Origin of the sequence: Aeromicrobium sp. UBA7512, assembly GCF_002476985.1 — a bacterium.
Lineage (GTDB): Bacteria > Actinomycetota > Actinomycetes > Propionibacteriales > Nocardioidaceae > Aeromicrobium > Aeromicrobium phoceense.
Window position 1 is genome coordinate 39,782 of sequence record NZ_DLNK01000001.1, and the last position, 14,906, is coordinate 54,687.

General features: G+C 70.4%; 12 protein-coding genes. 11 read left to right on the plus strand and 1 reads right to left on the minus strand.

The genetic code is table 11. From position 1 onward, the window contains the following. Nucleotides 1-9: 9 nt before the first annotated feature. From B2363_RS00200 to B2363_RS00240, 9 genes are read left to right on the plus strand one after another with little or no spacing between them, the layout of a single operon-like run. Complete coding sequence (locus B2363_RS00200; RefSeq protein WP_286927667.1) at nucleotides 10-2,400, plus strand: NADH-quinone oxidoreductase subunit G; 2,391 nt, start codon at nucleotides 10-12, stop codon at nucleotides 2,398-2,400. Beyond that, a complete protein-coding gene (gene nuoH / locus B2363_RS00205; RefSeq protein ID WP_286927668.1) occupies nucleotides 2,400-3,668 on the plus strand; it encodes an NADH-quinone oxidoreductase subunit NuoH in 1,269 nt (422 codons plus the stop codon). The genes B2363_RS00200 and nuoH overlap by 1 nt, the downstream gene beginning before the upstream one ends. Beyond that, on the plus strand, nucleotides 3,665-4,219 hold the full coding sequence (gene nuoI, locus B2363_RS00210; RefSeq protein ID WP_181754361.1) for an NADH-quinone oxidoreductase subunit NuoI: 555 nt from the start codon (nucleotides 3,665-3,667) through the stop codon (nucleotides 4,217-4,219). The genes nuoH and nuoI overlap by 4 nt, the downstream gene beginning before the upstream one ends. Continuing rightward, nucleotides 4,216-5,067, plus strand: a complete 852-nt coding sequence (locus B2363_RS00215) for an NADH-quinone oxidoreductase subunit J (RefSeq protein ID WP_286927669.1) — start codon at nucleotides 4,216-4,218, stop codon at nucleotides 5,065-5,067. The genes nuoI and B2363_RS00215 overlap by 4 nt, the downstream gene beginning before the upstream one ends. Beyond that, on the plus strand, nucleotides 5,064-5,357 hold the full coding sequence (nuoK, locus tag B2363_RS00220; RefSeq protein WP_181754365.1) for an NADH-quinone oxidoreductase subunit NuoK: 294 nt from the start codon (nucleotides 5,064-5,066) through the stop codon (nucleotides 5,355-5,357). The genes B2363_RS00215 and nuoK overlap by 4 nt, the downstream gene beginning before the upstream one ends. A 10-nt stretch (nucleotides 5,358-5,367) precedes the next feature. Next, nucleotides 5,368-7,245, plus strand: a complete 1,878-nt coding sequence (gene nuoL / locus B2363_RS00225; RefSeq protein WP_181754366.1) for an NADH-quinone oxidoreductase subunit L — start codon at nucleotides 5,368-5,370, stop codon at nucleotides 7,243-7,245. Beyond that, a complete protein-coding gene (locus B2363_RS00230; protein ID WP_286927671.1) occupies nucleotides 7,242-8,780 on the plus strand; it encodes an NADH-quinone oxidoreductase subunit M in 1,539 nt (512 codons plus the stop codon). Before nuoL ends, B2363_RS00230 begins: the two co-directional genes overlap by 4 nt. Further along, on the plus strand, nucleotides 8,777-10,408 hold the full coding sequence (nuoN, locus tag B2363_RS00235) for an NADH-quinone oxidoreductase subunit NuoN (protein WP_286927672.1): 1,632 nt from the start codon (nucleotides 8,777-8,779) through the stop codon (nucleotides 10,406-10,408). The genes B2363_RS00230 and nuoN overlap by 4 nt, the downstream gene beginning before the upstream one ends. Nucleotides 10,409-10,446: 38 nt before the next feature. Then, complete coding sequence (locus B2363_RS00240) at nucleotides 10,447-11,433, plus strand: polyprenyl synthetase family protein (protein WP_286927673.1); 987 nt, start codon at nucleotides 10,447-10,449, stop codon at nucleotides 11,431-11,433. Nucleotides 11,434-11,537: 104 nt separating this feature from the next. On the opposite strand, the gene rarD is transcribed toward B2363_RS00240, so the two are convergent. After that, the gene (gene rarD / locus B2363_RS00245) at nucleotides 11,538-12,470 is read right to left on the minus strand and encodes an EamA family transporter RarD (protein WP_286927674.1); all 933 of its coding nucleotides are present in this window, start codon (nucleotides 12,468-12,470) and stop codon (nucleotides 11,538-11,540) included. A gap of 62 nt (nucleotides 12,471-12,532) precedes the next feature. On the opposite strand from rarD, the gene B2363_RS00250 reads away from it, so the two are divergent. Together B2363_RS00250 and B2363_RS00255 are read left to right on the plus strand one after the other, a co-directional pair. After that, complete coding sequence (locus tag B2363_RS00250; RefSeq protein WP_286927676.1) at nucleotides 12,533-13,744, plus strand: MFS transporter; 1,212 nt, start codon at nucleotides 12,533-12,535, stop codon at nucleotides 13,742-13,744. 180 nt (nucleotides 13,745-13,924) lie between these two features. Beyond that, the gene (locus B2363_RS00255) at nucleotides 13,925-14,887 is read left to right on the plus strand and encodes a TIGR03885 family FMN-dependent LLM class oxidoreductase (RefSeq protein WP_286927677.1); all 963 of its coding nucleotides are present in this window, start codon (nucleotides 13,925-13,927) and stop codon (nucleotides 14,885-14,887) included. Nucleotides 14,888-14,906: the final 19 nt, after the last annotated feature.

Sequence of the window (14,906 nt, forward strand, 5' to 3'; positions counted from 1 at the left end):
TGTCCACTCATGACCGTCACCGAGCCGAACCCCACCGACACGACGCCCGTCGACCTGGTCACGCTGTCGATCGACGACGTCGACGTCAGCGTCCCCAAGGGCACGCTGGTGATCCGCGCCGCCGAGCTGATCGGCACCGAGATCCCGCGCTTCTGCGACCACCCGCTGCTCGCCCCCGCGGGCGCCTGCCGTCAGTGCCTCGTCGAGATCCCCGACGCCGGCAACGGCCGGCCGATGCCGAAGCCCCAGGCCTCGTGCACCCTCGAGGTCGCCCCCGGCATGGTCGTGCGCACGCAGGTCACGTCGCCGGTCGCCGAGAAGGCCCAGGAGGGCATCCTCGAGTTCCTGCTCGCGAACCACCCGCTCGACTGCCCCGTCTGCGACAAGGGCGGCGAGTGCCCGCTGCAGAACCAGGCCCTCTCGCACGGCGCGTCCGAGTCGCGCTTCATCGAGACCAAGCGCCTGTTCCCCAAGCCGCTCCCGCTCTCGAGCAACGTGCTGCTCGACCGCGAGCGCTGCGTCCTGTGCCAGCGCTGCACGCGCTTCCAGTCCGAGATCGCCGGCGACCCGTTCATCGCCCTGCTCGAGCGCGGGGCCCATCAGCAGATCGGCATCGCCGAGGACGTCCCGTTCGGGTCGTACTTCAGCGGCAACACGATCCAGATCTGCCCCGTGGGCGCGCTCACCAGCGCCGACTACCGCTTCCGCTCGCGCCCGTTCGACCTGATCAGCGTCCCCTCGGTCTCCGAGCACGACGCCTGCGGTGCGGCGATCCGTGTCGACCACCGCCGCGGCAAGGTCATGCGCCGGCTCGCCGGCGACGACCCCGAGGTCAACGAGGAGTGGATCACCGACAAGGACCGCTTCGCGTTCACCTGGTCGCGCCAGGCCGACCGCCTGACGACGCCGCTCGTGCGCAACCCGCAGACCGGTGAGCTCGAGCCCACCTCGTGGCCCGGTGCGCTCGCCGTCGCGGCGCGGGGTCTGGCCGCCGCGGCCGGCAAGGGCGTGCTGACCGGCGGTCGCCTCACGGTCGAGGACGCCTACGCCTACGCCAAGTTCGCCCGCGTGGCCCTCGGCACCAACAACATCGACTTCCGCACCCGGGCCACGGCCAAGGAGGAGACCGAGTTCCTCGCGGCGAAGGTCGCCGGCACGCCGGTCGGCGTCCGCTTCGCCGACCTCGAGCGCGCCTCCACCGTGGTCCTCGTGGGCCTCGAGCCCGAGGACGAGGCCGGCACTCTGTTCCTGCGTCTGCGCAAGGCGAGCCGCAAGGGCGTGAACGTCATCGCTCTCGGCACGCACGCCACGCGCGGCCTGACGAAGATGAACGGCACCCTCGTGCCCACGGTGCCCGGGAGCGAGCCCGAGGCGCTGGCCGCCCTCGAGCTTCCCGCAGGCAGCGTCATCCTGGCCGGCGAGCGCCTGGCCGCGGTGCCCGGTGGCCTGTCCGCCGTGGCCGCCAAGGCCGATGAGACCGGTGCCCGCTGGGCGTGGGTCCCGCGCCGTGCCGGCGACCGCAGCGCCCTTGACGCGGGCTGCCTGCCCACCGTCCTGCCCGGTGGCCGCCCCGTGGCGTCCGCCGAGGCGCGCGCCGACGTGGCCGCCGACTGGGGCGTCGCGAGCCTGTCCGACGAGGCCGGCCTCGACACCGACGCGATCATCGCGGCGGCGGCGTCCGGTGAGCTGGGAGCACTCGTGGTTGGCGGTGTCGACCTCGACGACCTGGCCGATCCCGCGGCCGCACGCGAGGCCCTGCGCGCCGTCGGCTTCCTGGTGAGCCTCGAGGTGCGCGAGTCCGCCGTCACAGAGCTGGCCGACGTGGTCCTGCCCGTCGCGCCCCCGGTGGAGAAGGCCGGCACGTTCGTGAACTGGGAGGGTCGTCCGCGGCCCTTCGCCAAGGTCCTCTTCGACGCTCCTTCCCTGCCCGACGTGCGCGTGCTCGCCGGTATCGCCGAGGAGCTCGGCCGCCCGATCGGCATCCGCACGGTCGACGAGGCCGGCGCCGAGTGGCGTGAGCTCGGCCCCTGGGACGGCAAGCGCGCTGCGTTCCGCGCCCGCAAGCAGGCCGCCCCCCGGTCGGCCGCGAAGAAGGTCGTCCTCGACACCTGGAAGCTGCTCGTCGACGACGGCCGCCTCCAGGACGGCGCCGACTTCTACCGCCAGACCGCGCGGCAGCCCGTCCTGCGGGCCAGCGAGGCCACGCTGCTCGCCGCCGGCGTGCAGCCGGGCGGCCCTGCCACGCTGACGGGACCCACCGGATCGGCCACGTTCGTGGCCGAGGCGGCCTTCATGCCCGACGGGGTCGTGTGGGCGCCCACCAACTCCGGTGTGAACCTCGGCGCCGCCACCGGAGCCGGTCACGGCGCGCGGGTCGCGCTGTCGGGAGGTGTTTCCTGATGGAGCTCTTCGGCAACGATCCCTGGTGGGTCGTCGCGCTCAAGGCGCTGCTGATCTTCGTCTTCCTCGTCCTCTACACGCTCTTCAACATCTGGTTCGAGCGTCGTGTCGTGGCGCGGATGCAGCACCGCATCGGCCCGAACGTCAACGGCCCGTTCGGCCTGCTGCAGAGCCTCGCCGACGGTGTGAAGCTGGGCCTGAAGGAGGAGATCTTCCCGAAGGCCGCCGACAAGGTCGTCTACTACGTCGCGCCGATCATCGCGGTCGTGCCCTCGTTCCTGGCCTGGGCGGTCATCCCGTTCGGCCCGGTGGTCAACTTCTTCGGCCACGAGACGCCCCTGCAGCTGACCGACCTGCCCGTCGCGGTGCTCTACATCCTCGCGGTCACCTCGGTCGGCGTGTACGGCATCGTCCTGGCCGGCTGGTCCTCCGGCTCGATCTACGCCCTGCTGGGCGGCCTGCGCTCCAGCGCCCAGGTGATCAGCTACGAGGTCGCGATGGGCCTGGCGCTGGTCACGGTCTTCATCTACGCCGGCTCCATGTCGACGTCCGAGATCGTCGCGGCGCAGGAGGACATCTGGTTCTTCATCCCGCTGCTGCCGTCGTTCATCATCTACGTCATCGCCATGGTCGGCGAGACCAACCGCGCCCCGTTCGACCTCCCCGAGGCCGAGGGCGAGCTCGTGGGCGGCTTCCACACCGAGTACTCGTCGTTCAAGTTCGCGATGTTCTTCCTGGCCGAGTACATCAACATGGTCACCGTCGCGGCGCTGGCGACCACGATGTTCCTCGGCGGCTGGCGTGCGCCGTTCGGCATCGCCCAGATCTGGGAGGGCGCCAACGAGGGCTACTGGCCCGTCCTGTGGTTCTTCCTCAAGACGCTCGGCTTCATCTTCATGTACATCTGGCTGCGCGGCACCCTGCCGCGCATGCGCTACGACCAGTTCATGCACTTCGGCTGGAAGTGGCTCATCCCGATCGCGCTCGGCTGGATCGTCGCCCTGGCGTTCATCCGCAAGCTCCAGGTCGAGGACATGCTCGACCAGAACGCCATGCTCGTGGCCGCCGGAGTCGCCGGCGCGCTGCTGCTCATCACCTTCTTCCTGCCCACGCGGGACGAGGAGGACGAGGAGCTCGAGCCCGAACCGCAGGAGTTCGACGCCTTCGCCGGTGGCTACCCGGTGCCGCCGCTGCCCTCGCAGCGCGACGCCATGGCCGCCGCACCGACCACCACCTCGCAGCCCACTGATGGGGGAGAAGCGCGATGACGACACTCAAGGAGACCCTCTGGGACCCGATCGCCGGCTTCGGCGTGACGTTCCGGACGATGTTCAAGAAGCCGGTCACCGAGAAGTACCCGTTCGAGAAGGTGCCCACGGCGCCGCGCTTCCACGGCCGGCACCAGCTCAATCGCTGGCCCGACGGCCTGGAGAAGTGCGTCGGCTGCGAGCTGTGCGCGTGGGCGTGCCCCGCCGACGCCATCTACGTCGAGGGCGCCAGCAACACCGAGGACGAGCGCTTCAGCCCCGGTGAGCGGTACGGCCGCGTCTACCAGATCAACTACCTGCGCTGCATCCTGTGCGGCCTGTGCATCGAGGCGTGCCCCACCCGCGCGCTCACGATGACCAACGAGTACGAGCTGGCCGACGACAACCGCGCCGACCTGATCTACGAGAAGTCCGACCTGCTGGCGCCGCTGCTGCCGGGCATGGTCGAGCCGCCGCACGAGATGCTCATCAGCGACGACCACACGGACTACTACCGCGGGAAGTCGCTGCCGATCGTGGAGACCACGAGCGGGCCGGAGGCCACGGCGTGACCGCGTTCTGGATCCTCGCCCCGGTGATGGTGCTGGCGGCGATGGGGCTCATCTTCGCCCGCAAGGCGGTGCACGCGGCGCTGTGCCTGGCGGTCGTGATGATCTGCCTCGCGATGCTCTACGCGGCGCAGGGCGCCCCGTTCCTGTTCGCGGTGCAGATCATCGTCTACACCGGCGCCATCATGATGCTGTTCCTGTTCGTGCTGATGCTCGTGGGCGTCGAGACCTCCGACTCGGTCGTGGAGACCATCAAGGGCCACCGTGCCGCGGCGGCGATCGTGGGCATCCTGTTCGCGCTGGTGCTGACCACCGCGATCGCGCAGTCGGTGTCCGCCGCCGTCGTCGGCCTCGGCGAGGCCAACGCGAACGGCAACGTCCACGGCCTCGCCTCGCTGCTGTTCACCAAGTACGTGCTGGCGTTCGAGTTCACCGCCGCGCTGATGATCGTCGCGGTGCTCGGCGCCATGGTGCTGGCCCACCGCGAGCGCCTCGTCGACCCGCCCACCCAGGCCGAGCTCCAGGCGCGCCGCATGCGCGACTACGCCGAGACCGGCAAGCACCCGGGCAACGCGCCGACGCCCGGCGTCTTCGCCCGGCACAACGCCGTCGACACCCCGGCGCTGCTGCCCGACGGCACCCCGCTGCCCGAGTCGGTGCCCGGCACGCTCGTGTCGCGCCACCAGTTCGAGGTGCACGACGGCGAGGACGTCACCCGCGTGGTGGGCCAGATCTCGGCGAGCGACATCGATCCCGACGCGCGGCCGCTCACCACCGAGCGACCCGACGTCGCCAACCCGACCACCGGTGAGGCTACCGGCGGGGCCACCGACGAGGAGGACCGCGCATGACCGAGTACCTCACCCTGTCGATGCTGCTGTTCTCGATCGGCGCGGTCGGCGTCCTCGTGCGCCGCAACGCGATCGTCGTGTTCATGTGCGTCGAGCTCATGCTGAACGCCACCAACCTCGCGTTCGTCTCGTTCGCGCGCCAGCACGGCAACCTCGACGGACAGGTCGCGGCGTTCTTCGTCATGGTCGTCGCCGCCGCCGAGGTCACCATCGGACTGGCCATCATCGTGTCCATCTACCGCACGCGTCGGACGACTTCGGTCGACGAGGCGAACCTGCTGAAGGCCTGAGGGAGACGTCGTGCTGGAACTGTCCTGGCTGCTCATCGCCATCCCGCTGGCGGGCGCCGCGCTCCTGCTCACGTGGGGCAAGGAGTCCGACCGCTTCGGACACCTGATCGCCACCGCGTGCTCGGCCGCGTCGTTCGTGCTCGGCCTCATCATGTTCATCCAGCTGGCTGGACGCGATCCCGAGGACCGCTCGGTCACCGAGACCCTCGGCACCTGGATCGACGCCGGGGCGTTCCACGTGGACTTCTCGTTCACGTTCGACACGCTCTCGAGCCTGTTCGTGCTGCTCATCACCGGCGTCGGCACGCTGATCCACGTGTACTCGATCGGGTACATGGCGCACGACCCGCGCCGTCGCCGGTTCTTCGCCTACCTGAACCTGTTCATCGCCGCGATGCTGACGCTGGTCCTCGCGGCCGACTACCTCGTGCTGTTCCTCGGCTGGGAGGGCGTCGGCCTGGCGTCCTACCTGCTGATCGGGTTCTGGCAGCACAAGCCCTCGGCGGCCGCCGCCGCCAAGAAGGCCTTCGTGCTCAACCGCGTCGGCGACCTCGGCATGGCGCTGGCGATCATGACGATGTTCGCCTGGTTCGGCACCACCTCGATCGCCGCGGTCAACGACCAGGTCGGCTCGGTCTCGGGCAACGTCGCCACCGCGCTCGGCCTGCTGCTGCTGCTCGGCGCGTGCGGCAAGTCCGCGCAGGTGCCGCTGCAGGCCTGGCTGCTCGACGCGATGGAGGGCCCCACGCCGGTCTCGGCGCTCATTCACGCGGCCACCATGGTCACCGCGGGCGTCTACCTCGTCGTGCGCTCGCACGACATCTTCGACGCCTCGCCCACGGCCAGGAACTTCGTCATCGCGGTCGGCTTCGTCACGCTGCTGGCCGGCGCCTGGATCGGCTGCACGAAGGACGACATCAAGAAGGCGCTCGCCGGCTCCACCATGAGCCAGATCGGCTACATGATGCTTGCCGCCGGCCTCGGCCCGGCCGGCTACGCCTTCGCGATCTTCCACCTGCTGACCCACGGCTTCTTCAAGGCCAACATGTTCCTCGGCGCCGGCTCGGTCATGCACGGCATGAACGACGACGTCGACATGCGCCACTACGGCGGCCTGAGCAAGGCCATGCCGATCACTTTCTACACGTTCGGCATCGGCTACCTGGCGATCCTGGGCTTCCCCGGCACCTCGGGCTTCTTCTCCAAGGACAAGATCATCGAGGCCGCGCTGGGCCACAACATCTGGGTCGGCCTGGCCGCGCTCATCGGCGCGGGCATCACCGCGTTCTACATGACGCGCCTCATGCTGATGACGTTCTTCGGCGAGCGGCGCTGGCGCGAGGACGTGCACCCGCACGAGTCGCCCGCCGTGATGACCGTCCCGCTCATGATCCTGGCCGCCCTGTCGCTGTTCGCCGGCGTGATGGCGCTCGGCGACTGGATCGAGGAGTGGCTCGAGCCGGCCACCGGTCACCCGGTGCACCACGAGCTCGCCGTCCCGATCTGGGTCGTCACGGTGATCGTGCTGATCGTCGTGGCCGCGGGTGTCGCGCTCGCCTGGGTCCTCTACGGCCGCCGCGAGATCGCCGACACCGCCCCCGCCGACTCCGAGGTCTCGGTCTTCACCCGGGCCGGTCGCGCCGAGCTCTACGGCAACAACGTGAACGATGCGCTCGTGGTTCGTCCCACGATCCACCTGACCCGCGCCCTGGTGTGGGCCGACGCGAAGGTCATCGACGGCCTCGTGTCCGGGTCGGCCGACCGCATCGGTGAAGTCTCCGGCGAGCTGCGCAAGCCGCAGACCGGCTATGTCCGTTCCTATGCACTGATGGTGCTCGGAGGTGCTCTCGTGGTCCTGCTGGGCCTGCTGGCGGTGACGCTCGCATGATGCTGTCCCTGCTGATCGCCGTTCCCCTCCTGGGGTCGCTCGTGGTCGCGCTCCTGCCGCGGTCGGCCGACGGCCTGCTGCCGCGGTACGTCGCCTTCGGCGTGTCGATCCTGACGCTCGTCATGTCGCTCGCGCTGCTGAGCCGCTTCGACATCGAGAGCGGCGGCTACCAGCTGACCGAGGACTACGAGTGGATCGGTGCCATCGGGGCCCACTGGGCGCTCGGCGTCAACGGCATCGGCCTCACGATGATCTTCCTGACCACGGTGCTGGTCCCGATCGTCCTGGCCGCGTCGTGGCGCGACAAGGAGCACGACCCCGCGGGGACGAACTCCTACTTCGCGCTGATGCTCGTGCTGGAGGCGCTCGCCATCGGCGTGTTCGCCGCCACCGACGTCTTCACGTTCTACGTCCTGTTCGAGGCCACGCTGATCCCGATCTACTTCCTGATCGGCGGCCACGGCACCGGCCAGCGCAGCTACGCGGCGGTCAAGTTCCTGGTCTACAACCTGGTCGGCGGCCTGCTCATGCTCGCGTCGGTCGTGGGCCTGTACGTGCTGTCCACGCAGCAGGGCGGCGCGACGTTCCTGCACGCCGACCTCATGGGCCTGGAGATGTCCCAGACCACCGAGCGGCTGCTCTTCCTGGGCTTCTTCATCGCGTTCGCGATCAAGGCGCCGCTGTGGCCGTTCCACACGTGGCTGCCCGACGCCGCGGGCTCGGCGACTCCGGGCACCTCGGTGCTGATGGTCAGCGTGATCGACAAGATCGGCACGTTCGGCATGATCCGCTGGTGCCTGGAGCTGTTCCCCGGTGCCTCGGAGTGGGCCAGCCCGGTCGTGCTCGTCCTCGCGGTGATCAGCATCCTCTACGGAGCGCTGCTCGCGATCGGCCAGGACGACCTGCGCCGCCTCATCGCGCTGACCTCGGTCTCGCACTTCGGCTTCATCATCATGGGCATCTTCGCGTTCACGTCGGTGTCGATGACGGGCTCGGTGCTCTACATGTTCAACCACGGCCTCTCCACGGCCGTGCTGTTCCTCGTCGCCGGCATGATGATCACGCGCCGCGGCTCGGCCCGCATCAGCGACTTCGGCGGCGTTCAGAAGGTCGCGCCGGTGCTGTCGGGCGTGCTGCTCGTCGGCGGCCTCTCCAGCCTCTCGCTGCCGGGACTCGCGCCGTTCGTCTCGGAGTTCCTCGTGCTCGCCGGCACGTTCACGCGCTCGATCCCGATCGCCACCGCCGCGACCCTCGGCATCGTCCTGGCCGCCGTCTACATCCTGCTGATGTACCAGCGCACCATGACCGGCCCGCTGAACGAGGGCACCGCAGGGTTCACCGACCTGACGCGTCGTGAGGTCGGCTCGCTGACCCCCGCCCTCGTGCTGATCATCGGCCTCGGCTTCGTGCCGCAGCCGCTGCTGGCGGTCATCGACCCGGCCGTCGAGCCCACCGTGGCCACCGTGGGGGTCGGCGACCCGCCGCAGCGCGCGCCCATCGACCTCGCAGACCAGACGGAAGGAGCCCACGAATGATCGGCGCAGTCTCCTCCGTCCTGGCCACCGCCGGGCCCGACATCCCCGCTGCCGACCTGGACTACGCGCAGCTGTCGCCGCTCATCGCGGTCGGCGCGCTCGCGATGATCGGGCTCGTCATCGAGATCGCCGTGCCCCGGCGCGCGCGGTTCCTCACGCAGGCCGTCGTGGCCGTCCTCGGCTCGCTGGTCGCGCTCGGCCTCACCGTGTGGGTCTACCTCGGTCTCGAGGAGGTCCCCGAGGCCCGCTGGGCCGCGCTCGGCGGCACCGGTGCGGAGGGCGCCGTCGCGGTCGACGGCCCCGGCGTCCTGACGTGGGCGCTCCTGCTCCTGTTCGCGGTCCTGTCGTTCCTCATGTTCGCCGAGCGCTCGCACGAGCGCGGCCTGAGCGACTTCATCGGCCGTGCGGCCGACGCCCCGGGCTCGCCCGGCGAGGCGGAGGCCACGACGGCCCGCCTGGAGCACACCGAGGTCTTCCCGCTCGCGGTGTTCGCGCTCTCGGGAATGATGCTGTTCTCGGTCTCGAACGACCTCATCACGATGTTCGTGGCCCTCGAGGTCCTGAGCCTGCCGCTGTACGTGCTGTGCGGCGTGGCGCGTCGCCGTCGCCTGCTCAGCCAGGAAGCCGCGATGAAGTACTTCCTGCTGGGCGCCTTCGCCTCGGCGTTCTTCCTCTACGGTGCCGCGCTGGCCTACGGGTACGCCGGCAGCCTGAACCTCACCGAGATCGACACCGCGATCTCGGCCCGCAGCGACGAGACGCCGATCCTGCTGGCCGCCATCGGACTCCTGCTGGTGGGCCTGCTGTTCAAGGTGGGCGCCGTGCCGTTCCACAGCTGGACGCCCGACGTCTACCAGGGCGCCCCGACGCCGGTCACCGCCTTCATGGCCGCCGCCACCAAGGCGGCCGCGTTCATCGCGATGATGCGCGTGCTGTTCGTGGCCTTCGGCGGTGCCTCGTGGGACTGGCGCCCGGTGCTGTGGGTCGTCGCCGTGCTGACGATGATCGTGGGCTCGGTCGTAGCGATCAGCCAGACCGACGTCAAGCGCATGCTGGCGTACTCCTCGATCGCCCACGCCGGCTTCCTCACCGTGGGCCTGTCGGGTGCGTACCTGGGTCAGGAGGACGGACTGGCGATCACGTCGGTGTCGTCCGTGCTCTTCTACCTGCTCGCCTACGGCGTGGCCACGATCGGTGCGTTCGCGATCGTCACGGTCGTGCGCGACTCGGCCGGCGAGACCACCCACCTGTCGAAGTGGGCGGGCCTGGGCAAGGAGTCGCCGTTCCTGGCGGGCTCCTTCGCGATCTTCATGCTGTCGTTCGCGGGCATCCCGCTCACCGCCGGCTTCATCGGCAAGTGGGCCGTGTTCAGCGCCGCGTGGGGCGGCGGAGCCTGGGTGCTGGTCGTCATCGGCGTCCTGTGCAGCGCGATCGCGGCCTACTTCTACGTCCGCGTCATCGTGCTGATGTTCTTCACCGACCCCGTCGGTGACGGGCCGACCGTGGCCGTCGCGGGCGTGCCGACTACCGTGGTCATTGCCTTGGCCGTGATCACGACGGTCGTGCTCGGCCTCCTGCCGGGCCCGATGCTGGATCTGGCCCAGAACGCCGGCGCCTTCGTGCGCTAGCGGGCATGTCGTCGGCGGTCGTGGGAAGGAAGTGGGACGTGGCCAGCGTCGGGTCGTTCGCGGATGACGCGTTGGAGCAGCGTGTCTCCGCGGGGGTGCAGCAGGTCGAGGACCTGCTGATCACGTCCGCCCACAGCCCGGAGCCGCTCGTCGCCGAGGCGTCCTCGCACCTGCTGCAGGCCGGTGGCAAGCGCTTCCGGCCGCTGCTCACGGTGCTGTGCGCCGAGTTCGGCGACCCCACGCGCGAGGACATCGTCCCCGCCGCCGTCGTGGTCGAGCTGACCCACCTCGCCACGCTGTACCACGACGACGTGATGGACGAGGCGTCCATGCGCCGTGGGGCGCCCAGCGCGAACGCGCGCTGGAACAACTCCGTGGCGATCCTCGTCGGTGACTTCCTCTTCGCGCGGGCCTCCTCCCTGGTGGCCGACCTCGGCCCCGATGCCGTGCGCATCCAGGCCGAGACGTTCGCCCGCCTGGTGCACGGCCAGCTCCGCGAGACCCTGGGTCCCGGCCCGGGTGACGACCCGCTCGAGCACTACCTCTCGGTCGTGGCCGACAAGACCGGCTCGCTGATCGCCACCGCCGCGCGCTTCGGCGCCATGATGTCCGGTGCCGGCGAGGACGTCGAGTCCACGCTGCTGGAGTTCGGCGAGCGGATCGGCGTGGCCTTCCAGCTGGCCGACGACATCATCGACGTCGCCAGCGACGCCGACGACTCGGGCAAGGTGCCCGGCACCGACCTGCGCGAGGGCGTGCCCACCCTGCCCACCCTGCTGGTGCAGTCGAACCCCGTCGCCGGTGACGAGCGCCTGCGCGACCTGCTCTCGGGCCCGATCGAGGACGAGGACGACGTCCAGTGGGTCATCCGCGCGCTGCGCGAGCACGCGGCCATGGACGAGGCGCGCGCCTACGTCCGCGCCGAGGCCGACGCGGCCCGCGCCCTGCTCGACAAGCTGCCTGCGGGCCCCGCCCGCGACGCGCTCGACGACATCTGCACCCGCTCCACCCAGCGCTTGGGCTGATGGGTCGGACGCGCTCGCTCCGCGTCGCGCTCACTCCCGGCTCCGCCGGGCCGACCCCCTCGTCGCTTCGCTCCTCGCCATGGTGACGGCCGGCTGAGGAAACCTCAGATCGCGGTGGACTCCGCGGCGCACTCGTCGACGGTCCGCTTGGCGCGGCGCCGCGTGCTGATCGCGTCGTACGTGAAGATCACCAGCGCGGACCACACCATCACGAAGCCGACCCACCGTGCCGCGCCCATCTCCTCGCCGAAGATCGTCAGGCCGAAGATGAACTGCAGGATCGGCCCGAGGTACTGCAGGATGCCGATCGTGGTCAGGGTCAGCCGCGTCGCGGCGGCGCCGAACATCAGCAGCGGGATCCCGGTGACCACGCCCGTGCCCATCAGCAGCAGCGTGTTCCAGGTGCCCTCGTGGCCGAAGGCCAGCGTTCCGGTCATCGCGAGGAAGACGAGGTAGGCGATCGCGAACGGCGTGAGGATCGTCGTCTCCACCGACAGGGCCTCGATCGTGCCGAGGTTCGCGCGCTTCTTCAGGAACCCGTACGTGGCGAAGCTGGTCGCCAGCAGCAGGGCGATCCACGGCGGCCGGCCGTAGTCGACGGTGAGGACGACCACCGCGAGGATGCCCAGGCCGACGGCCACCCACTGCAGCCTTCGCAGGTTCTCGCCCAGCAGGAAGACGCCCAGCAGCACGGTCATGAGGGGGTTGATGAAGTACCCGAGGCTCGTCTCGATCACGTGGCCGTTCGTCACGCCGTAGATGAAGCCGCCCCAGTTGAGCGTGATGACGATCGAGGCCAGCGCGAGCGGCATCATGAGGCGGCGCTGGCCCAGGATCGACCGGTAGGCCGCCCACTTGTGGGTGATCGTCAGCAGGCCCACACAGAACACGAGGGTCCACACGATGCGGTGGGCGAGCACCTCGTAGGGCGACGCCGGCTCCAGCAGGGGCCAGTAGAGCGGGAAGAACCCCCAGCAGAGGTAGGCCGCCGAGCCGTAGATCAGCCCGGACTTCGAGTCGGTGTTCGTGGTCGCCACGTGCTTACTCAACACCCTTTCCGCTCCGCGTCATCCCGCTGGGTCGCCCCTAGAGTCGGGGCATGGGGGTGCGCGGACGGTTCCTGCTGCTGCTCGGCCTGCGCTGGCTCGCCACGGGCCTGCTCATGCCGGTCGCGCTGCTGCTGCCGCTCGAGCGCGGCCTGACGATCGCCGAGATCGGCATCGCGATGGCGGCCCAGGGGATCGTCGTGATCGTCATGGAGGTCCCCAGCGGCGCGCTGGCCGACTCCTGGGGCCGCCGGCCGGTGTTCATCGCGTCGGGTGTCGCGGCGATCGCCGCCTACGCACTCACGCTCGCCGCGCAGTCGGTGCTGGCGTTCGCTCTCGCCTGGGGCGTCAGCGGGCTCTTCCGCGCGCTCGACAGCGGCGCGCTGGAGTCGTGGTTCGTCGACGCCGAGAACGCGCGCGGCGCCGCCGACGAGGTGCCCTCGGCGCTGGCCACGGCCGGCGGCGTGATCAGCGCGGCGATCGCGATCGGCTCGCTGCTGTCCGCCGGGCTCCTGTACGTGTCACCGTGGTCGGCCGGCGACTCCCTCGCGGTGCCCTACGTCCTGGCGATCGGGATCGTCGTGGTCCAGGTCGTCGCCGCCCGGCTGCTGATGGAGCCGGTCGCCCGTACCGAGCCCACCACCGCCGCCGCATGGCGGCACACCCTCGCGACCGGTGTGCGCGTGGCCTTCGGCCGCCGTCTGCGTCTGCTGACCGCGGCGATGCTGCTGTGCGGCGTGGCCGTGGCCGGCCTGGAGATGCTGATGCCGGTCCGGCTTGCCGAGTTCTCCACCGACACCTCCGCCGCCGGCAGCGTCCTCGGCGTCGTCTCGTCGATCGCGTGGGGCCTGGCAGCGCTCGGGGCCACCGTCGCTTCGCGCGTCCTGCGCGAGGTGGGCCCCGGCGTGGTGGCGCCGATTCTCGCGGTGGCTGAGGGGCTGGGTCTGGCCGTGATGGCGATCGCCGGCGGCCCCGTCGCGCTCGTGGCCGGGTTCTGGCTCTGCTACCTCGTACACACGTCGTTCGGTGCGGCCTACAACGCGCTCGTGCACGACCGGGTCACCGAGGCGCACCGGGCCACCGCCCTGTCCGTCACGTCGATGGCGTTCCTCGGCTCGGCATCGGCCGGGGGAGTGGCGCTCGGGATCGCCGCCGAGGAGCTCAGCGCGGCGTGGGCCCTGGCAGCGTCGGCCGCGGTGATGCTCCTGGCCGCGGTCCTGGTGGCCGGTGCGGCCCGTCAGCGCGGGGTCGCCGTTCAGCGGTAGTTGGTGCAGTCTGCTGCACGGTCCGTCGGCCCACCTGCGTTGGCGAGACGCGCGAGCCGCGGCTGACGAGCGGACGCTCGTCTTCGCGCGTCGCATCTGATACGCAGGTAGGCAGGAGTTCCCTCGGCAGGGGCTGCGCACGCTGTCGATTCGACCACACCGGTAGGGGCCAGCACGGACATGACGACCATCGGAGTCCACTGCTCGCACGAGCAGATCCACCCAGCACAACTGCTCCAGGACGTGCAGCGCGCGGAGCAGCTGGGCTTCGACGCCGCGATGTCCTCCGACCACTTCTCGCCGTGGAGCGAACGCCAGGGCCAGTCAGGCTTCGCCTGGGCCTGGCTCGGCGCCGCACTGGCCACGACGCGTCTGCCCTTCGGTGTCGTGAACGCCCCGGGACAGCGATACCACCCGGCGATCGTCGCTCAGGCGCTCGGCACGCTCGGGGCCATGTTCCCCGGCCGCATCTGGGCCGCACTGGGCTCGGGGGAGGCCTCGAACGAGCACATCACCGGGGACCCGTGGCCGCCCAAGGAGGTCCGCAACGCCAGAGTGCGGGAGTGCGTCGAGGTCATCCGCCGCCTCCTCGCCGGTGAGGAGGTCACCCACCAGGGACTCGTCACCGTGGACCGAGCGCGGCTCTGGTCCTTGCCCGATCCGTTGCCACACCTGGTCGGCCCTGCGGTCAGCGTGACCACCGCGGGCGAGGTCGCGGCGTGGGCCGACGGCCTGATCACGGTGAACCAGCCCCACGACAAGCTGCGCCAGATGATCGACGCCTACCGCGACGCCGGGGGCACTGGGCCGCTGCGCCTGCAGGTGCACCTGTCCTGGGACCCTTCGATGCACCGTGCGGAGGCGATCGCCCACGACCAGTGGCGCACGAACACCTTCCCTCCACCGGCATCCTGGGACATCGACTCCGCCGAGATCTTCGACATCGCCTCCGAGCACGTCCCGCTCGAGCAGGTGAAGCAGGTCGTGCTCGTCTCCGACGACCTCCACCGGCACGCCGCCTGGCTCGCCGAGTACGTCGAGCTGGGGTTCGACGAGTTGTACCTGCACCACGTCGGCCGGGAGCAGCAGGGCTTCCAGGAGGCGTTCGCGGACCGTGTGCTCCCGCAGCTGCGGGGACACTGAACACGTACGTCACCACGAA